Origin of the sequence: Frankia sp. ACN1ag (genome assembly GCF_001414035.1) — a bacterium.
GTDB lineage: Bacteria > Actinomycetota > Actinomycetes > Frankiales > Frankiaceae > Frankia > Frankia torreyi.
Genome location: NZ_LJPA01000034.1, coordinates 1 through 18451 on the forward strand (window position 1 = coordinate 1; position 18451 = coordinate 18451).

Annotated in this window: 20 protein-coding genes, 1 tRNA gene and 4 pseudogenes; 9 read left to right on the top strand and 16 right to left on the bottom strand. The window is 71.3% G+C overall.

The genetic code is table 11. The features are described 5' to 3' along the window. Positions 1-266: group II intron maturase-specific domain-containing protein (locus tag UK82_RS24530; RefSeq protein ID WP_304438068.1), on the top strand; the 266-nt coding region annotated here is incomplete at its 5' end. 80 nt (positions 267-346) lie between these two features. Here the strand turns inward: UK82_RS24530 and UK82_RS24535 are convergent. The 5 genes and pseudogenes from UK82_RS24535 to UK82_RS24555 form a co-directional block, all read right to left on the bottom strand. Further along, positions 347-1207, bottom strand: coding sequence for a histidine kinase (locus UK82_RS24535; protein ID WP_161849165.1), 861 nt, complete (start codon positions 1205-1207; stop codon positions 347-349). Between the two features lie 297 nt (positions 1208-1504). Next, positions 1505-1748 (bottom strand): annotated as a pseudogene (locus tag UK82_RS39930) (LLM class F420-dependent oxidoreductase); the annotation flags it as partial. Between the two features lies 1 nt (position 1749). Beyond that, positions 1750-2443 (bottom strand): annotated as a pseudogene (locus UK82_RS24545) (TIGR03619 family F420-dependent LLM class oxidoreductase); the annotation flags it as partial. Positions 2444-2587: 144 nt separating this feature from the next. Beyond that, entirely contained in the window at positions 2588-3328 is a 741-nt protein-coding gene (locus tag UK82_RS24550; protein WP_055409678.1) for a glucose 1-dehydrogenase, read from the bottom strand. A 127-nt stretch (positions 3329-3455) separates the two neighbouring features. Beyond that, the gene (locus UK82_RS24555) at positions 3456-4532 is read right to left on the bottom strand and encodes a zinc-binding dehydrogenase (RefSeq protein ID WP_044888100.1); all 1077 of its coding nucleotides are present in this window, start codon (positions 4530-4532) and stop codon (positions 3456-3458) included. A 327-nt stretch (positions 4533-4859) separates the two neighbouring features. Between UK82_RS24555 and UK82_RS24560 the strand changes: the two genes are divergently transcribed. From UK82_RS24560 to UK82_RS24570, 4 genes and pseudogenes are all read left to right on the top strand, one after another. Then, positions 4860-6116 carry an ABC transporter substrate-binding protein gene (locus tag UK82_RS24560; protein WP_044888101.1) on the top strand — a complete coding sequence of 419 codons (1257 nt, stop codon included), beginning with the start codon at positions 4860-4862 and terminating at the stop codon, positions 6114-6116. Between the two features lie 8 nt (positions 6117-6124). After that, complete coding sequence (locus tag UK82_RS24565) at positions 6125-7168, top strand: hypothetical protein (protein WP_236706389.1); 1044 nt, start codon at positions 6125-6127, stop codon at positions 7166-7168. Beyond that, a partial coding sequence (locus tag UK82_RS41710) for a hypothetical protein (protein WP_255354357.1) occupies positions 7165-7234 on the top strand: 70 nt, incomplete at its 3' end. The genes UK82_RS24565 and UK82_RS41710, both read left to right, overlap by 4 nt. Position 7235: 1 nt before the next feature. Beyond that, positions 7236-8073: pseudogene (locus UK82_RS24570) on the top strand (pantoate--beta-alanine ligase); the annotation flags it as partial. Between the two features lie 90 nt (positions 8074-8163). Here the strand turns inward: UK82_RS24570 and UK82_RS24575 are convergent. Further along, on the bottom strand, positions 8164-8748 hold the full coding sequence (locus tag UK82_RS24575) for a TetR/AcrR family transcriptional regulator (protein WP_044888104.1): 585 nt from the start codon (positions 8746-8748) through the stop codon (positions 8164-8166). A 316-nt stretch (positions 8749-9064) separates the two neighbouring features. Here UK82_RS24575 and UK82_RS24580 point away from each other — a divergent pair, with 316 nt between their 5' ends. Together UK82_RS24580 and UK82_RS24585 are read left to right on the top strand one after the other, a co-directional pair. Continuing rightward, complete coding sequence (locus UK82_RS24580; protein WP_044888105.1) at positions 9065-9877, top strand: SAM-dependent methyltransferase; 813 nt, start codon at positions 9065-9067, stop codon at positions 9875-9877. A gap of 197 nt (positions 9878-10074) precedes the next feature. Continuing rightward, positions 10075-10148, top strand: a tRNA-Ile gene (locus tag UK82_RS24585). A 202-nt stretch (positions 10149-10350) separates the two neighbouring features. On the opposite strand, the gene UK82_RS24590 is transcribed toward UK82_RS24585, so the two are convergent. The 3 genes from UK82_RS24590 to UK82_RS24600 form a co-directional block, all read right to left on the bottom strand. Further along, a complete protein-coding gene (locus UK82_RS24590) occupies positions 10351-11628 on the bottom strand; it encodes a site-specific integrase (protein WP_055409605.1) in 1278 nt (425 codons plus the stop codon). Continuing rightward, on the bottom strand, positions 11628-11831 hold the full coding sequence (locus UK82_RS24595) for a hypothetical protein (RefSeq protein ID WP_055409607.1): 204 nt from the start codon (positions 11829-11831) through the stop codon (positions 11628-11630). Before UK82_RS24595 ends, UK82_RS24590 begins: the two co-directional genes overlap by 1 nt. 236 nt (positions 11832-12067) lie before the next feature. After that, positions 12068-12367, bottom strand: coding sequence for a hypothetical protein (locus UK82_RS24600; protein WP_055409609.1), 300 nt, complete (start codon positions 12365-12367; stop codon positions 12068-12070). Positions 12368-12516: 149 nt separating this feature from the next. On the opposite strand from UK82_RS24600, the gene UK82_RS24605 reads away from it, so the two are divergent. Continuing rightward, complete coding sequence (locus tag UK82_RS24605; protein ID WP_236706390.1) at positions 12517-12720, top strand: AlpA family transcriptional regulator; 204 nt, start codon at positions 12517-12519, stop codon at positions 12718-12720. 6 nt (positions 12721-12726) lie between these two features. Here the strand turns inward: UK82_RS24605 and UK82_RS24610 are convergent, their stop codons facing one another. From UK82_RS24610 to UK82_RS24630, 6 genes and pseudogenes are all read right to left on the bottom strand, one after another. Continuing rightward, positions 12727-12918 carry a helix-turn-helix domain-containing protein gene (locus UK82_RS24610; RefSeq protein WP_055409613.1) on the bottom strand — a complete coding sequence of 64 codons (192 nt, stop codon included), beginning with the start codon at positions 12916-12918 and terminating at the stop codon, positions 12727-12729. 33 nt (positions 12919-12951) lie between these two features. Continuing rightward, positions 12952-13729, bottom strand: a 778-nt coding sequence (locus UK82_RS39935) for a replication initiator (protein ID WP_313949834.1), incomplete at its 5' end; no start/stop codon positions are given. A 1-nt stretch (position 13730) separates the two neighbouring features. Then, positions 13731-14628, bottom strand: a pseudogene (locus UK82_RS39940) (replication initiator); the annotation flags it as partial. Positions 14629-14676: 48 nt separating this feature from the next. Further along, positions 14677-16248, bottom strand: a complete 1572-nt coding sequence (locus UK82_RS24620; protein ID WP_055409616.1) for an FtsK/SpoIIIE domain-containing protein — start codon at positions 16246-16248, stop codon at positions 14677-14679. 124 nt (positions 16249-16372) lie between these two features. Then, positions 16373-16669 carry a hypothetical protein gene (locus tag UK82_RS24625; RefSeq protein WP_044888112.1) on the bottom strand — a complete coding sequence of 99 codons (297 nt, stop codon included), beginning with the start codon at positions 16667-16669 and terminating at the stop codon, positions 16373-16375. After that, entirely contained in the window at positions 16666-17085 is a 420-nt protein-coding gene (locus UK82_RS24630) for a hypothetical protein (RefSeq protein ID WP_044888113.1), read from the bottom strand. The genes UK82_RS24625 and UK82_RS24630 overlap by 4 nt, the downstream gene beginning before the upstream one ends. Before the next feature lie 251 nt (positions 17086-17336). On the opposite strand from UK82_RS24630, the gene UK82_RS24635 reads away from it, so the two are divergent. Then, a complete protein-coding gene (locus tag UK82_RS24635) occupies positions 17337-17726 on the top strand; it encodes a helix-turn-helix domain-containing protein (RefSeq protein ID WP_396230640.1) in 390 nt (129 codons plus the stop codon). Positions 17727-17975: 249 nt separating this feature from the next. Here the strand turns inward: UK82_RS24635 and UK82_RS24640 are convergent, their stop codons facing one another. Next, positions 17976-18428, bottom strand: coding sequence for a hypothetical protein (locus UK82_RS24640; RefSeq protein WP_044888115.1), 453 nt, complete (start codon positions 18426-18428; stop codon positions 17976-17978). Positions 18429-18451: the final 23 nt, after the last annotated feature.

Consider the following 18451-nt stretch of genomic DNA (forward strand, 5'->3'; position numbering starts at 1 on the left):
GGATCAACCTGCGCACGACCGAGGACATTGCGGCGCTCGCGGCGTGGCTGAATCCGGTCATTCGTGGCTGGATGAACTACTACGGGGAGTTCTACCGCTCCGAGCTGTACCGTTTACTGCAACGCATCAATACCTATCTGGTGCGATGGGCAAGGCGGAAGTTCAAACGGCTGCGGTCGTTCAAGAAGGCCAAACGCTGGTGGAAGGGGCTGATACGTAGACAGCCCCGCCTGCTCGCCCACTGGGCATGGGTCACCAGTTTCTGACGGACTGGATGGGAAGAGCGGAGTGACAGGAGACCGTCACGCTCCGTTCTGTGGGGGCCTGGGGGTGAGATCCCCCCGGGCTACCCGGCGAACCTGGAGACCAAGGAGGGAAGCTCGCCCAGATCCCGGGGCAAGCGGGGGGTGACCTCCGCGCCGCCCGGCTGTCCGACTACCTCGCCGCGTTCCACCCTGGCCGTCTCGGCAAATACCTGGACTGTACGGTCCATTGCGGCCAACGCCTGGGCGCCGGCGGCTTCGATACGGGGCAGCAGTTCGATAGCGCGGCGTGGATCCTCCCTGGCAAGGACCTGCGCGGCCTGAGCCAACACGACGACGCCGGTGACATCGTGAGCGGCGAAATCGTGCAGATCACGGGCCAGGTCGACGCGTTGCGTCCGGCGTTCGGCGACCACCGCAGCGCGGCTCCTGGAGTCCAGCGAGCGCAGGTAGCATCCACCGCCGACCGAAGCGGCCGACAGAAGGGCCCAGGCCAGGCAGAGTCTGCTCGCCTGCCCGAAGGTCGCATGCGGGTCGACGCGCAGGATCAGCCGCAGCGGCAGCAAGGTGACGGTGATGATCAACAGCGTCCCCAGGGTCAGGGATGTCCGGGGACTCGGGCGGCGCACCGCCGGGACGATGAGGACCAACAGCGCGACTGTTTCCAGCAGCCACCAGTTCGCCGTGGCATTCACGGCTGGTCCGGGATAGAGGAACGTCACGGCCAGGGAGACGCCGCAGGCGACAAGCGAGGCCGGTGGCACCAGTCGAATCCGGTCCGCCAGCCACAGAGTGGGCAGAAGCGCGGCTGCGACCGCGACTACCGCGGAGAAGCCGATGAGGGGTCCGACCTCGGGCAGCGTCACAAGCGCCGCGACAGTGACAGCGGCAACCGACGTGCCGTATGCGATTCCACGCAGGGCCCTGCGTACCTGACTGGTCACGCAGCCGTATCCTAGCGCGCGCACTGTGACAAGACACCGGATGTCTCGGTTGTCGGCATGAGCCGCCCAGCGTCGAAGGCTTCGGTGCGGTGATTCTATGATCACGGGGAGAGACTCGGATGAAGCTCGCCGTCGGTAGATAGGTGAGCGGGTGCCGTGCCGCCCGGACCTCGGCGACGAGCGCAGTCCCACAGCTCTGGTCAGACCATCCCCTGGTCCTCTGCCGTCGCCCGCTGCGGCACATCGACGCGTCCACCGCCCCGGCGACCCTCCGACTGCACGGCGTCTGCGAGGAGTTCACGGTCGACCTGTCGGCGTCGACGAGCTGAGGCGGACGACGTCGGCGTAGCGCTCGAGAGCGTCGATGCAGGCTGCCACGCTGTGCCCGGGGGGCTGCACGACGAACCAGGTCGCGCCCGCGTCCCGGGCCTGGCCCAGGAAGTCCAGATGCTCGTCGGGGGAGCCGTTCGGGTCCTGGAGCCACGTGCTCTGCAGGGACTGGAGCTGGACGTCGACGGTGACGTCCCGTCCGCGCTCCCGANAGGCAAGCTCGTTGACTTCCGTCACCGCCGACCTGAGCTGGGCGAACGACGTCAGGGCGGGCGTGCGCGTCGTGCTGGCGATCGAGTCGGGGATCATCAGGGGGCTCCAGCCCTGCACCCGGGCCGCCCGGCGCCGGGCCACGGCGCTGTTGCCGCCGACCCAGATCGGCGGTCCGTCCGGCGTGACGGGCATCGGCAGAGCGGCGATCGAGGCGGCGGTGAAGTGCCTGCCCTCGTAGTCGAAGGGGGATCTGCTCCACACGCCCCGCAGGACTTCGAGCGCCTCGTCGAACAGCAGGTTGCGCTCGTCGAAGTCCACGCCCAGGGCCCGGAACTCCGAGCGCAGATAGCCGGTTCCGACGACGACGGTCAACCTGCCCTCGGACAGGATGTCCACGGTCGCCGCCGCCCGGGCCGTGAGCAGGGGATTGCGGTACGGCAGCACCAGCAGGTACGTCATGAGGCGAAGCCGGGTCGTTGCCGCGGCGCAGAACGCCAGCGCCGGGACGACGTCGAGCGCCTCGTGCCCGCCCGACCTGAGCCACTTCAGCGACGGCGCCGGGTGTTCGGTGAAGGCGACCGCCGCGTAGCCCAGCCTCTCGGCCGCCTGGACCACTCGGGTGACCCCCGCCGCGGTCACCAGCTCGGGGCTGTAGTGCGGGTCCGACACGGGGAACTCGACGGTGACGTGCACGACGGCGCTCCTGACTGCGGTGGCGGGTGGCGGGTGGCGGGTGGCGGACGGCGGACGGCCGCGGCGGGAAGCGAACGGCCGCGGCGGACGGCGGACGGCCGCGGCGGACGGCGGACGGGTGGGCTGCTGGATCAGGGCTGCTGGTCAGGCACCGCCGCTGGCCGTCACGCACTGGCCGGTGATCCATCGGGCATCGTCGCCGGCGAGGAAGGCCACCACGTCCGCGATGTCCTCCGGCTGCCCGAGCCGGCCGAGCGGGACCAGGCTGCCGTAGTGCTCGGCGAGCTGCGGGGTCATCCCGTTGCGGATCAGGTCGGTGTCCACGATGCCGGGGACCACCGCGTTCACCGTCACCTTGCGGGGGGCCAGCTCGGTGGCCCAGACGCGGGTGAAGGCCTCGATCGCCGCCTTGCTGCCCGCGTACGCGGACAGTCCGGGCTGGCGGGTCGACGAGCTGCCGCTGCTGATGCTGATGACGCGCCCACCGTCGGGCATGAGCTCGACCGCCCGCTGCGTCACGAAGAACAGGCCACGGGCGTTGAGGCCGAACGTGGAGTCGTAGATCGCCGGCGTCGTCGCGGCCAGCGTCGGCATGCCGCCGGCCCCGCGCCCGGCGTTGTTGACGAGCACGTCGACGCGATCGGTGCGGGCCCGGATCCGCGTGAACAGATCGTCGACCTGGGCCAGATCGGCGACGTCGGCCTGCTCCGTCCAGGCGTCGCCGCCGTCCGCCTCGATCTCCTTGACCAGGCTGGCGGCCTGCTCGGCACTGGTCGCGTAGTTCACGATGACGGCCGCGCCGTCGCGGGCGAGCCGACGGGCGATGGCCCGGCCGATACCGCGGCCGGCGCCGGTGACGAGCGCGGTCTTATCGGAGAGGGTCATGTCGACCTTTCGGGTGCTCGCGGGGGACACGGCCCGACCCGGCACGTCCGGGTCCGGCGCGTTCTGTCGGCGGTGGGTGGGCGGCGGTGGGTGGGCGGCGGTCGGCGGTGCCGTTCCCGCCGGACGGTCAGGGGAGGATCACGGTGCGGACGGACTCGGTGTCGGCGAAGGCGGCGGTGATGTCGGCGGCCGACAGGCCGATGCGTGTGGAGACGAGCCGTTCGAGGTTCAGGCGGCCGGCCTCCGCCAGGCGCACCAGCAGCGGGAAGTCCACGTCGATGTCGGCGGACCCGTACACCGCGCTGGTGAAGTTCCGGCCGCTGCTGACGTGCTCCCAGGCGCCCAGGTCGAGGACCGCGGTCGCCTCCGCCGCTCCGACGGCGACGACGGTTCCCGCCGCACGGGTCATCCGGTAGGCGGCCAGCGTCGTGTCGACGCGCCCGGCCGCCTCGAACGCCGCGTCGACGCCCCGGCCGGCGGTGAGGTCCCGGACGGTTGCGACGAGGTCGTCGGTGACCGCCGGGTCCAGCACGTCCGTCGCGCCGAGGTCCGCCGCCAGCCGACGCTTGGCCGGGACGGGTTCGATCGCGACGATGCGGCTCGCCCCGGCGACGGCGGCGGCCTGGATCACGGCGAGGCCGACGGCGCCGGCGCCCACGACGGCGATCTCGTCACCCGGGGAGACCCGCGCGGTGTTGAAGACCGCTCCCGCCCCGGTGACGACGCCGCACCCGATCAGCGCGAGCTGCTCGTCGGGAAGGTCGGTGCCGACCGGGACGACGGACAGCTCGTGCACGGTGGCCGTCTCGGCGAAGGAACCGAGCCCGCAGAACGCGCTGACGGCACGCCCGTCGTCGGTCCGGTAGCGAGGCGTCGCCCAGATCGCCGGCGTCTGGGAGCACAGGTACTTCAGGTGCCGGCGGCACCACCAGCACCGCCCGCAGGCGGGAATCGACGCCCCGACCACGCGGTCGCCGACGCGGACGCGGCTGACGTCCGTGCCGACCTCGACCACCCGTCCGGCCAACTCGTGCCCGAGCGCCAACGGCAGCCCGAAGGGCAGGTGGCCGGCGAGCACGCTGTGGTCGCTGGCGCAGATCCCGCTTGCGCCGACCGCGACGACGACGTCGTGCGGCCCAGGGGGGAAGGTCTCCAACTCCGCTGTCGCGAAGCTGTCCACGGCACTGGCGATGCCGACGCTCATCTGCTGATCTGCTCCGATGCGAGGCGGGACCGATGCGAGGCGGGACCGGTGCGTGCGGGCGGTGCGACGAGGTGGAGTCGAACTCGGAATGTGCGGCAGGTCATACGATCCTGTCGTCGCAGAGGCTAACGTTCGTTCGCTTCAGTGGTCAACTGGCGAGTTTCAAGCCCGAGTTGGCAGGGTCAGCGCGATGGTTCGCAAGGTGGCTGGCTAACGAACGTTGACTTTCCCGGCGTGGGAGCTCTACCTTCCTGCATCACCGCTGTGACGTCCGGCACAGGCCGGCCGCTCGGCGGAGGACCCCGGCTCCCAGGCAAAGGACCGACGATGTCGATCATCCCGTTACGGCGCGCGGGCATCGCCCCGCGCGCGCTGGCCGGCACGGTGCTCTCTGCGCTCGTCCTGACGACGGCCGCCTGTGGATCAAGCGGTTCCGCGGCGGGTGGAGCGGCCGCGTCGGCGGACCCGAGCCTCTTTCCCGGCACGAGGCCGTCGGCGTCGGCGCCGGTGCGCGTCGCGATCATCACGAACGAGGGCGGGGCGGCGATCAGCCAGCCCGAGACGACCGCGGCGGCCAAGGCGGCGGTCAGCTACGCGAACGACAACCTCGGCGGCATCGGCGGCCATCGGATCGACATCGTGCTGACCTGCCCGACGAGGGAGGACGTCGCGACCGCCCGGACCTGCGCCAACAAGGTGGTCGAGGCGAAGGCGGACGCGCTGGTCGTGACCTCGACGGGCCTGGGCGCGACGATCGCGCCGATCGTGACCGGGGCCGGCATCCCGTACATCACCGCCAACGGCGCGACGGCCCCCGAGCTGACCTCCCCCGCCTCGTTCGTCTGGACGGGCGGCTTCCCCTCGATCCTGCGGGCGTGGGCAAAGTACGCCAAGGACAAGGGCTACCGATCGTTCACCGCGTTCGTCATCGACTCCCCGTCCGCCATCGGCGCCGCCCAGCAGTTGGGGGCGCCGGCGTTCAAGGCCGCCGGGGTGGACTTCACCGTCGCCACCGTCCCGGCCGGCACCCCGGACGCCACCCCGATCGTCAGTGCGGCGCTGCGGCGCAAGCCCGACGCGGTCGCCGTCATCGGCGAGTCGACGGTGTGCATCAGCGTCATCAAGGCCCTGGAGACCGTCGGCAACAGCGCCGACACGCTGATCACCCAGCCCTGCGTGGAGCGCAGCGTCCTGGACGCGGTCGGGTCCGCCATCGACGGCACCCAGGTCGCCACCCCGTACGACGTGATCAGCAAGGACGATCCCGAGGTGCGGCGCTACGACGCGATCATGGCCAGGTACGCGCCGGACACCCCGACGGGCGGCTACGCCGGCATCGGCTACCAGGGCATGATGTCGTTCATCCGGGCGGCCCAGGGCATCCGGGGCGACATCAGCCCCGCCGCCGTCACCGCGGCGGTGAAGAGCGCGAAGAACGTGCCGCTGCCGATCGGGCACGGGATCACCTTCACCTGCGACGGCACGGCGCTCCCGCCGCTGATCTCGGTGTGCTCGAGCAGCAACATCTTCGAGCGGTTCGACGGCGGCAAGGCCACCAACGCCCAGGTGGTGGCGCTGCGATGATCCGGGTCGTGCAGTGCTTCACCGGCGGGGTCGGTGCGGAGAACATCCGCCGGCTGGCCCGCCATCCCCGGATGAAGCTGGTCGGCGTCCTGGTCCACAGCGCGGAGAAGGCCGGTCGCGACGCGGGTGACGTGGTGGGCCTCCCCCCGCTCGGCATCACCACCACCCGCAGCCTCGACGAGATCATCGCGCTGGCCCCCGACGCGGCGATCTGGAGCGCGCAGGGCTACGACCCGGAGTCGATCGCCCGACTGCTCGCCGCCGGCATCAACGTCTACACCGGGCTCGGCGGCTACTTTCTCGACGGCGAGCCGGAACAGGCCCTGCTGGCCGACGCCTGCCGCACGGGCGGCTCCACCTTCGCCGCCGGCGGCAACATCCCGGGCCTGATCAGCGACGTCCTGCCGATCTTCCTGACCGGCTACACCGGCTCCGTCCGGCATATCGACGCCGTCCAGCGCAACCACGTGGCGCACTACCCGTCCGCCGCGCAACTGCGCGACGGCCTGGGCCTCGGGCTGCCCCCCGGCGAGTCCGAGAGCGCCGCGGCGCTGGACGCCGGCTGGCTGTGGCTGATGACGTCCTCGGCCAGGATGGTGGCCGCGGCGCTGAGCGTCCCGTTCACCCGGATCGAGCAGACGGACAAGCGGACCGCGCTGGCCGCCGAGACCGTGACGCTCCCCGGCAGCGGCCTCACCATCGAGGCGGGCACGGTCGGCGGGGTCCGCTGGACCTGGACCGCCTACAGCGGGCCGACCGCCTACCTGACGATCACCAACGAGCAGACCGCCGTGCTCGGGCTCGGCGCGGGCTGGCGCGAGACCGAGCACGAGCCGGCGTGGACCGTGGAACTCGACGCGTCACCGCCGTTGGTCGCCACCCTGACCTGGCCGGAGGGGACCGCGGCGGCGGCGGCCAACGCCCAGCTCAACTCGGCCCGGGCGATCAACGTGCTTGCCGCCCTGGTCGCCGCGCCGCCCGGCTGCGTCTCCGTGCTGGACCTTCCCATGATCACGTCGAGTGACACCGTCCTGGGCGAGGCCACGCCATGAGCGGGAACGGGCTCCTCGCGGGTTCCGCCCGGACGGTCACGACGATCGCCGGAGTGCGGGCGGCGGNGGACGCGGTGCGCGCCGCCGGTGGACGGGTGGGCTTCTTCGGGACGAGCGGCGCCCTGCACGAGGGGCACCTGACGGTGATCCGGCGCATGGCGGCCGAGTGCGAACTGTCGATCATGCCGCTGTTCCTGGCCCCGGTCCCCGGCGTGACCTCCGACGCGGTCCCCGCCTACGACCGGGACTTCGACGCGGACGCGGCCCTCGCGTTCGACGCCGGGGTGAACCTGGTGTTCCGCCCGGCCGTGGCGGAGATGTACCCCGATCTCCCGGTACGCACGGCCGTCGTGCCGGCCGACGAGCTGGCCGCGCCGTGGGAGAACGCCGAGGACCCGTCGTTCCTGCGGATGGCGGCCACGGCGCTGGCGAAGTACTACAACATCGTCGGCCCGTGCCGGGCGTACACGGGCGAGAAGGACTGGGTGCCGCTGACGGTGCTGCGCCGGATGGTCGTGGACCTGTCGATCCGGGCCGAGATCGTCGCGTGTCCCGTCGTCCGACTCGCCGACGGCCTGTGCGCCTCCAGCCGTAACAGGAGGCTGTCCGCCGCGGACCGAGCCGCCGCACCCACGCTCTACGCGGCGCTGAGGGAGGCCGTCGCCGCCGTCGAGGCGGGCGAACGGGACGCGGGGGCGATCCGCTCCCTGCTGCGGCGACGGATCGCCGCGGTGGCGCCGGTCGACTACGCCGAGGTGGTCGACGCCGCCACGCTCGCCCGGGTCGACCCGCTGGCCGGCGAGCTGCGGCTGCTGGTGTCCGCCGACTTCACCGGCACCCACCTGTTCGACAACGTCGGGGTCACCGTCCCCGGCCCGGCCACCGGCCGTCGACCCTCGGGCTAGCGACGGCTACCTGTTACCCGTTACCCGTGAACCGTTACCCGTGAACCGTTGCCCGTGAGCCGTTGCCCGTGAGCCGTCGCCCGTGAACCGTCAGGCAGCCAGCGAGAGCGCGCGCTCGGCCATCCCGATCAGCCGGGTGCGCGCCGCCGTGCCGATGTCGCTGTACTTCGTCGAGTTCAGCAGCCCGAAGATCGCATGCACCTCGATCTGGGCCTGACGTTCGGTGAGACCGGGCCGCAGGGCGCGCAGGGGCGTCACCCACAGCCTGGTGTAGGCGAGCTGCCGGGACCTGACCTGGTGGTCCGCCTCGGCGGACAGGTTCGCCATGTCCCGGTCGTGCACCCTGATCAGATCGGGCTCGCTGGTCGCGAAGCCGGCATGACACGCGATGAGCTGGCGCAGCGCGTCCGCGTCATCGCTCGCGGCCGCGACGACGGCCTGCCCGCTGTCGAGCATCCGCTGACCGATGTCGATCAGCAGCTCGGCAAGCACCTCGTCCTTGCTGCCGAAGTGCTTGTACACGGACGGCCCGCTGATGCCGGCGGCGGCGCCGAGGTCGTCGATGGACGTCCCGTGGAATCCGCGGGTGGCGAACATGCGGGCGGCCTCGAGCAGCAGCCGCTCGCGCGTCCGCTGGGCGCTCGGTCGCACCGCGCCGGCTTTACCCACCCGCATCCTCCCCCGTTCCTCGCGCAGTGCGACGCCCGATGACCGCGACGCCCGACGACCGAGACACCCGACGACGCAGCCTCGTGCCAGGTTAACGGTCCCTAGCCGGGGGAGGAGCGGCCGGACCGGGTCGTCGACACCTGACATTCAGAAGCAGCAGAAGCTCATGTTTAGGTAGTTGATCCGCTGCCATCCGTGCCGATCTAGTCTCGTGTCGGTAGCCGAGACTGCCCTACGTGCCGATCCGGCCCGCGGGCCGCGTACTTGGNTGGATCTTCCGGCTTCGCCGGGTTCGCCCGGCCCAGCTAGCGCGAGGAGAGACGTGGCTGAGCAGCACGATGGCACCGCGGACCCGGTGGACCATCCGAAGATCGACGTGACGACGCCGCATTCGGCTCGGATCTGGAACTACTGGATGGGCGGCAAGGACAACTACCCGGTGGACCGCGAGGCCGGCGACGCCTACATCAAGGCGTTCCCGGGAATCGTCACCCTGGCCATGGAATCCCGACGCTTCCTCATCCGGGCCGTCGGCCACCTCGCCGGTGAGGCGGGCGTCCACCAGTTCCTCGACATCGGCACCGGCCTGCCGACCATGCAGAACACCCACGAGGTCGCCCAGCGCCTCGCCCCCGCCTCCCGGATCGTGTACGTCGACAACGACCCGCTCGTGCTGGCGCACGCCCGCGCCCTGCTGGTCAACACCACGCCGGAGGGCGTGACCACCTACGTCGACGGCGACCTCCACGAACCGGACCAGATCATCGCCGGCGCCAGGAACGTGCTGAACTTCTCCCGGCCGATCGTCGTCATGTTCATGGGAATCCTCGGCCACCTCGCCGACTTCGACGAGGCGCGCGCGGTCGTGGCGCGGGTGGTGGACGCCGTCCCTTCCGGCAGCTATCTGCTGCTGTGGGACAGCACCAACACCAGCGAGGGATTCGACGAGGCCCAGCAGGGCTACGACGACACCGGCGCCGTCCCCTACATCCTGCGCAGCCCGGACCAGGTCGCCCGCTTCTTCGAAGGCCTGGAACTCCTCGAGCCGGGCGTGGTGTCGATCTCGCAGTGGCGACCGGACGCCGGGGGCGCCGCGGCGGTGGACGGCTACGGCGCGGTGGCCCGCAAGCCATAGGTCGAATCATCCCTCTCCGCCCACGCCCACGCCGGCGTGCCCTCAGGAGCTGCAGGCGCCTGGGCCCGAGGCCGCCCAGGCGCCGGCCTCGGGCCCAGGCGGCCCTGCCCAAGCACCCGCGCCGCGCCCGAACCCACCCGCTACGCTGTAGGCACTCGACGCTCCAGCACTGCCGGACGCCCGGGGACCAGGCTCAGGGGGCGGTAGCTCAGCCGGTTAGAGCAGCGGACTCATAATCCGTCGGTCGTGGGTTCGAGCCCCACCCGCCCCACGCGCTCCCTTCCCCTGCTCGCTGATCTTCGATCAGCTTCGCCACCTGCCGTTATGCCTGCCCGGGGGACAACCCCCGGACCCCCGGGCGGCCGGCGTCTTTCTAGATCGGCGATCTTTGGTGGCAGCCAGGGTGGCAGCCAGAGCCCCCCACACCCGCCACGCAAGCCCCACACCCGTTGCCGGAGCCCCCCACACTTGATCTACGCGGAGTCGGGTTCCTGGGGCGAGTCTGTCCGCGGGCCGCCGTCGTTCTCCGGGTCCCAGAGAGTCGCGCCCATCTGATTCGCGGCGTCGGTGGACAGCTCGGGTGCGACGTGGCTGTAGGTGCCGAGGGTCAGGCTGATCTGCGAATGGCCCATGATCTCCATGACGACGCGCGGGTGGACCTTCTGCGCGAGGAGAAGGCTTGCCATGGTGTGGCGCGCGTCGTGCAGGCGGGCCGCTCGGACTCCCGCGGCCTTCAGGAGGTTCTTCCACGCCCGGTGATCGGCGCTGGGGTCGATCGGATGGCCGGTCGGCTGCGTGAACACCAAACCATGCTCGTTGCGCCAACCGGTGCCAGCCTCTTCCGCTTCCTGCTGCTGGGCCGAGCGGTGCGCACGCAGATCGGCCGCCAGACCGGCCGGGAGGACGATGGTTCGCCGTCCTGCCCGGGACTTCGGGTGCACGATGACCAGCCCGCCGCCGGTGCGCTGTGGGCATCGGCGTGCCAGGCCGCAGGACTTCGGATCGGTGCAGCCGTGCGCCCAGGCGCGGCGTTGGAGTGCCTGCCGGACGGTGAGCGTCGCGGGGGTGCTGTCCAGGTCCACGGCGTTCCAGGGCAGGCCGAGGGCCTCGCCTTGACGAAGGCCGAGCGCGAGCGCAACTGACCAGCGGGCCGGGTTGCGTCCGCCCTTGGCGGTGTCGAGCACGGCGCGAGCTTCCTTCGCCGACAAGGGGCTCACTTCGTCCCGTTGGACGGTGGGAGCGTCCACGAGTGTGGCCACGTTACGCGCGACCTTCCCGCGTCGGTGCGCGATCTTCAACGCACGGGAGACGATCCGGTGCATCTGGAGCACCGTGGCCGGTGCCAGCCCGTCCGACTCGCACGCGGCGTAGAACGATTCCAGGTGTTCGGGTTCGAGCCGGTCGAGCCGGTAGCCGCCGAGCTCCGGAACTATGCGGTTGCGGACATATCCGCGGTAGGTGGCGAGCGTGGACGGGCGAACCTTCCGACTGGCGATCGTGTCGAGCCAGAACGTCAGCCACTGGTCGACCGTGAGCGGCTTGTTGCCGGTGACGACCTTGACGCCGTCTTCCTGCTGCCGGTGGAGCGTGCGTAGCTTCTCGGCGACCTCCGTCCGGGTCTTGCCGGACAGGTACTTGCGTTGCCGCTTGCCGTCTTTCCAACCGAGATCCACGGTAGCCCGCCACCGGCCGGAAGCGTCTTTGTAGATGGCTCCTTCACCGGCTCCGCGCCGGCCCTTGCGCGCGGCCATCAGGCCACGTCCAGGGGGTTGCCGTCGGGCCATTCGACGGTGTCGCACCAGGGGCAGCCGTAGGGGCTGTCTTCCATGTCGCAGGCGAACTTGGTCTCTCCGTCGGCCTGCGGGTAGGCGCGTCCCTGGCCGCGGTCGGCGCGGTCGAGGTGGTCGTTCAGCGCCTGCACGAGGCTCACCCGTCGTGGGGTGTTGGTGGGCATGGCGGGTGTGGCTCCTTGCCGAAAGAACGGGCGCGCGGGTCGCGGGTGGCGTGGTCCGGCGCGGGTGGGGTTTCCGTTCTCTGGCGCTGGGATGGTCTGTCGGGTCGCCGGCCGCGTCCAGGGCGCTGCGCGTCGCTACGCGATCGGCCTTCGGCCGACCCTGGACCCGTCCACCGCCCCGACAGCTTCAGGCGCTACCAGAGAACGGAAGAAAAATGGGTGGGGCAGGGGATCCGCTACGGGCGGGTTCCGCTTGCCGCCGCCGGTGCCGTCGGGGTGATGCCCCCGGTGGGCTCGGAGTTCGGGCCGTCGGGCACCGCGCGAAAGACCATGGTCAGGTCGATGTCGCCGAAGTGCTCGGTCAGGAAGGCGTCGACCGGCAGGCGGGACATCGCCTCACCGAGGTCGCGGGCGTCGGCGCCGGGGCGAACCGTCAGCGCGTACACGCCGGGTCGGACGATGCTGGCCACGATCAGCGGCAGGTCTGTGCCGGGGGTCGGGCGGGGGTCCGGGGTGTCGGACGGGAAGATGGGCATGGGTCTCTCTCCTGTTAGCGCAGGAAGGGATCAAGGTTCCGGTCGGGTGTTGCCGCACGCGGCCGGAACCGCCTCAACGTGACTGGACGACCGTCCAGTGGCGCCCACGGTACACGCGGCGCTGGACGGTCGTCCAGTAGATTGCGGGTATGACGCAACCGCTCATGGGAGCGGCGGAGATCGCCCGCCGGCTCGGTGTCGGGCGAACGCGGGTGAACCAGCTTCTGAAGGAAGACCCGACGTTCCCCGCGCCGTATGCCTCCCTGGCCGCCGGTCACATCTGGCGGACCGACGACGTCGAGGCGTGGATTGCCGAACACCGGCCCGACCCCCCGCCGTCCGGCAGGCCGTGAGCGCGGTCATGCTGCCTGTCCGTCGTCGAGGCCGCGGAGCCGGTTGACGAAGGCGAGCAGCGAGGCCGACGGGATGCGTCGGGCGCGGCCGATGTGGACGGATTCGAGGTCCCCGCTGTTCAGCAGGTCGTAGATGGTGCTGCGGCTGACGCCGAGCAGGTCAGCGGCCTCGGTCGGGGTGAGCAGGAGCTTGGTCACGCGGGCTCTCCAGGCTTGCCGGGACAGGGGTGGTCAGGCCGCGTCCGCCAGCGGCGGCCCGGTGGCCGAACCCCCGCCGGCCCCTGCTCCGGTGTCCTGTCCGAGCTGTACGCGCCAGGCGTGGCGTTGCGCGATGGCGTGCAGGATCAGATGTTCGCGTCGGGGCGCGGCCGGATCCCCGGGCCGTAGCAGGGTCCAGGCGAGACGGGCCGGATCGTCCTCGGGTGCAGCCGGGCCGGTGCCGGTGGCGCCAAGTGCCGCGAGTTGCTGGCGGATGAAGTCGACCCGGTCGTGGCGGTGGTCGGTGAGGGTCTTGCCGGACCAGCGGCGGGAGACCAGTACGCGCCGGCCGCCGAAGCCGAGGGTTTCGCGCCGGTGTGCTTTGCCGGTGCACCGGCCGGGGGTGAGGTCCCGGCGGGGGTTGCGGGGTTGGATGCCGTAGCGCAGCCAGTTCGCGCACGTCGGGGAGCACGGTTCGTAGCGCAGGGCGTCGGCGAGCCGGTCGACGTGCGCCCGCTGCCGGTCGCTGTCGATGGCGTGGCAGGCGTCGAGGCTCTTGGTCAGGTACTTGGTCAGATAGCCGATCATCCGGCCGGTGTTCGCCGAGTTCGCGGTCACCCCGTCCGCGCGGAGCTGTGCGCCGAACCGCACCACATGGGCGGGTTCGTCGTCCTCGCCGATCGCGTCGAGCGCCGCATCCCAGGACGGCAGCGGGACGCCGGTGTCGGGATCGTGGTAGCCGCCGGTGGTGTCGTCCCAGACGGGCAGATGCTGATCGTCGTAGACCGGCCGGTCCGCGGAGGGCCACCAGNCCTGGTGGTAGGTGGCCGCCGCGACCAGGCGCAGCATCATCCGGGGCACGGTGCCGCGGATCGCGGCGTGCAGGTGCGGGGCGAGGCGCCGTTGGGGTTCGAGCGCGGCGAAGTACTGGACATCCCAGCCGACCGCGCGGCGCAGGTTCTGCCAGAACCGATCCAGCAGCTTCGGGAAGTGGATCGCGTCCCGCGCCGCCCGCCGATAGTCATACGAGGCCGGGTCCACCGGCGTGCCGTCAGAACGCACCCGCCCATACGAGTCGCAGGTCAGGGTCAGGAACATCGACGGCCGCCACACCGTCCCGTCCGGCGCGGTGAACGTCCGCCCGACCGTCCGCCGCTCGACGGGAAGCCGGGGCAGGTCGGGGGCATCCTGGCGACGCTTCGTCGAGCGGACCCGACGCGGCCGGTCCCGGTCGGCCGGGGCGATCCGCCCGCGGACACCGAGGTCAGACAGCTCTTGGTCGACCTGGCCGATCAGTTCGTCGATCTCCCCGACCTGGCCGAGGTCGCCGGCCGCGAGGACCTCACCGCGCGCTTCCTCCAGGTCCGCCCGCAGGACGGCGAGTGCTTTGGCGTCGTCCGTGGGCGGGTCGGGGTCGGGGACGGGTTCGTCGTCGAGATGCCATCCCGTCTTGCACTGCGCCATCCGCAGCCGCCGGGCCCGGTCCGCGCACGGCGGGCACTTGCTCGCCAGGGTGGCGCCGCAGGGAACGGGGATGATCTGCGTTTCGCCGGTGTCCAGGCTGGTGCGGCGCATCGCCAGCGGCCGGACGCACACCCCGTTGTCCACCGCGACCGCCTCGACGACGTGGCGGGCCAGCGGCGAACGCATCCGCGCAGCCCGGGAACCAGGCCGCTCGGTCGGGGTGGGGGTGGAGGTGAGAGGGGTCATCGACAGGGGGATTCCTCCGGGGTGTCGGGGGCGATGGGTCCGGTCGGGTCACGCGGCCTGGTCGAGGCCGTCGAACGGGTCGGAGTCGCCGCCGTCGTCGAGGTAGTTGCTCACGTCCGGGGTCCAGCCGCCGGCCGCGGATGCGGGCCGGTAGTGGGCGACGACCCGGCCGATCTCGACGTCATCCACGTAGGCCGCGCGGACGCGGATCGGGTCGGGGTTGCCGTCGTGCAGCACGTAGCCGACCCCGGGCAGCGCGCGGGGGATCTCCTCGGCGCGGGCACCGCGTTCCCGGGCGCTGTTGCCAAGGACGAGGTCGGCTTGGTCGGTTTCGGTCATCCGCAGCGCGACGCGGACCGGGAACAGGTCCCGGAACGGCAGCACCTCCTTACGCGGATCCTGCACCGCGGCCACGACCACCACCCCGGGTGCGCGGCCCTGGGACAGCAGCAGTGGCAGCGCCGCCCCGATCCGCTTCTTCAGCTCCCGGTCGGTCACATAGGCGGTCAGCGAGGCGATCTCGTCGACCACGACGACGATCAGCGGATCTTCCTGGGTCGGGGTGTGCAGGCGGGTGTTGCCCGCCAGCGTGGCCGTGCGGGTCTGCATCCGGCTCACCGCGTCGTCGAGGAGATCGGCGATGGTGTCCGTGGTGGTGGCGAAGCGGGTGAACAGCGGACGGCCAAAGGCCAGTTCCATCCCGCCCTTCGGATCACACACCCACAGCTCCACCAGCCCCGCGGCCACCGCCGGTGCCAGTCCTCGCAGCAGCCCCCACAGCACCGAGCCCTTCCCCGCCCCGGTCGCCCCCGCAATCAGCACATGCGAGCCGCGCACAGGCAGGGTCCAGGGGGATCCGTCCTCGCAGCAGCCCACCGGCACCGCCGACAGGCCCGCCACCAGCTCACCCACACGCGACGACCGGTCGGAACGGGGACCGTCACCGGCAGCGCCGGCCGGGTCAGGGCCGGCACCGTCGGAGTCGTCGAGCGCGGCCGGGGGAACCGGGCGGGTCAGCGAGTCATGCCGGTGGAACACGACCCGCACGAACCGGAACGTCTCCGCATGCACCTGGCAGCGGCGTGCCCGGAAGACGTGCCGCAGCGCTTCGGCCTGCTCCGCCCACGCCGCCGGGGTCTGACCGGGCAGCAGCTCCACCCGCAACACGTCCACCGACCGAGACGAGCGGATGGAGCGGATCCGGGGGAAGTACTCGTCGAAGGTCACCTGGTCGCCGGTCGACGCGGGCATGCGGATCGCAAGGTCGGTGTGGACCATCGCCGGCTTCCACCGCCGCTGGTAGACGAACGTCAGCCGGGCGCGGCCCCACAGCCACCACACCACCGGCCAGAACGACCGGCCATGCACCCGCCACCACACCACCCCGACCGCCACCAGGCCGCCGAGCAGCACGCCCAGCCCGAGCAGGCCGAACCGGTGCACGAACAGCAGCCCCCCGATCGCCGTGGCGACCACGACCCGATGCCGCCAGCAGCCCCGCACCGCCAGCGCCAGCCCCTTGCCGGCCACCGCGAGTAGCAGCATCCACAGCGGCACACGCACCTTCTCGGTACGGGTCGGTACCCGCGGGAAACGCTGGTCACCGTTGATTCTGGACATGGCAATACCACCCGCTTTTCGAGCGCACGAAACCAGGGACAGGAGGGGTGAAGGGAAGTTCCGGGCGGCCCGGAATCCGGAAAACGGGTATCCGGGCCGCCCAGTCGAACCGGCCGGGTGCGAGCTACGCGGCCCGCGGCCCCGAGTCGGCGGCATCGTCGGAGTCGAACCGGATGCGTTCGCACTCCACGAGGTAGTCGTTCACCGCCGCGATCAGTTCATAGGCGAAATCGACATGATCCGAGGTGACCGCGTTCGACATCGCCGACAGGGACACCGACGTCAGGCCGAGACGGACCGCGAGGATCGGTGACCGGTCCGGATAGGTGTGGCAGGCCACCGACCAGTCCGCGCCGACGTGAAGACTGTGATGCGTCGCCGAGCGCAGACCGTCGATGGCCGGCCGAATGCGGCCGGTCATGCCGCCACCGCCGGACCCGGGCGCCGGCCGTTCAGCCCGCCGGGCGCACGCATGGCCGACGCCCGCATCGAGTAGGCGATCTTCGGCCGTTCGGCGTTGCGCCGGTCGATGTAGGGCGTGAGCGACAGGCCGTCGAACTCGACGGGCCGAAAAGGCGTACCGGGCAGCAGGTCCGGCGGGACGGGCTGCACCGCCGCCGTCATCCGGATCTTCACCTCGTTGGTCCGGGCCGCCGGGTCGGCGTCGATGACCTTGACCTGCCAGACCAGGTCTCCGGTCTCCTCGTCGCGCTGCTGCGCGTCGGGGGTGCCCGCCCTGACCTTGTCGAAGTCGTTGACCGGCTCGACGCCGACCACGAACGCCCCCACCGGGAACACCACCCCGAACGCGACGGGAATGCGCCTTGGCACCGCCATAGATCCACCATCCTCTGTCGTTCCATCCCGCCGGGCGTCGACTCCGTCCAGCGGGTACGGAACGACAATGCTCCGCCGAACAAGCGCGTATCAAGCGCTATATCGGCGGTGCATGAGCAGTAGGGATCGAAGAATGTCGTCGGTGCATGACGTCATGCAGGGCATGTCGGGTCGATATAGGCGTTGACCAGGGCAGCCCGGGGCATTGCCCATTCGCTAGCATGCCTAGCATGGCTGATCGTCCCGGTCGTGTGAACGCCGCCGATTCCCCGTCGGATACCGATGGCGAGAACTGGGCGGCGGTGGCCGTGGCCATCACGGAACGGATGTCGACCCGGAGGATCGGACAGCAGGAGCTTGCCGACCGCGCCGGCATTGCCGTGTCGACACTGCGGCTGGTGCAGCACGGAGCGACGCGCCGCGTGCGTACCCGGACCCTGACGGCCATCGCCCGTGCGCTGGACTGGCCAGACGATCATCTGGTGCGCGTGCTCACCGCCGGTCAGAGTGCGGCGGGGGACGACGGGGAGGAGACGGCCGCGGTTACGCGGCAGATTCTCGAAGGGGTCCGCGACATCCGGGACGACCTACGGGCCCTGATACGTCGCCTCGACGACCTCGACCGGCAGCGCGGCCGGTAGACGTCCAGCCCCCGAGGCCGGCCGACGAGTGACGTCCGGGCATGGCATGGCACGGCCCCGGATCCGCATCGGGAAGGGATCCGGGGCCGCGGTGGCCGGTATGGGACGCGCTCACGGGCACCGGCCACGTTCAGGGGGATGGGACGTTCGGGTGGGAGGACCCGCGCCCCGTGCCGCTGAGGGGGTCGGCGGAGTGCGAGTCCTCCCGGGTGGTGACGGGCTCGATGTCGGGGGCAGCCCGTCACCGGCTCACAGGCGGACGGGCGCCGCCAGGTCCGCAGACATCGCCTCGGCGACCGTGTCGAGGCCGGCGGAGGTCTGCCCCCGCCGGACCTTCAGCGCCCGGTCGATCTGCTCCCAGCTCAGCAGCCGGTAGCCCTGGGCAAGCATCGAGATCATGAGGTTTTCCGCGTCGGCGAACAGGGTGCCGCGGGTCTCGGCGTGCGCGGTCAACGCCTCTCGGTCGCCGTCGTCGCAGACCCGCCCGTTCAGCAGGCCCGCGAGCAGTTCGCCGGCGAGCCGGGTCATCCGGGCGCTGATCTCCGCCCGCTGCTGGGTGAACGAGTGGCACAGGTCCGCAAGCCCGTTGACCTGGTCGAGGTCCAGGCCGATGTCTCGCCGGTGGTGCAGCTCCGGCAGGAACAGGCCCGCGGCCGGGGCGACACTCGCCGCGCCCGCCGCACGTAGGTCGGACAGCATCATTTACCTCCGGTTGATCATTCTGG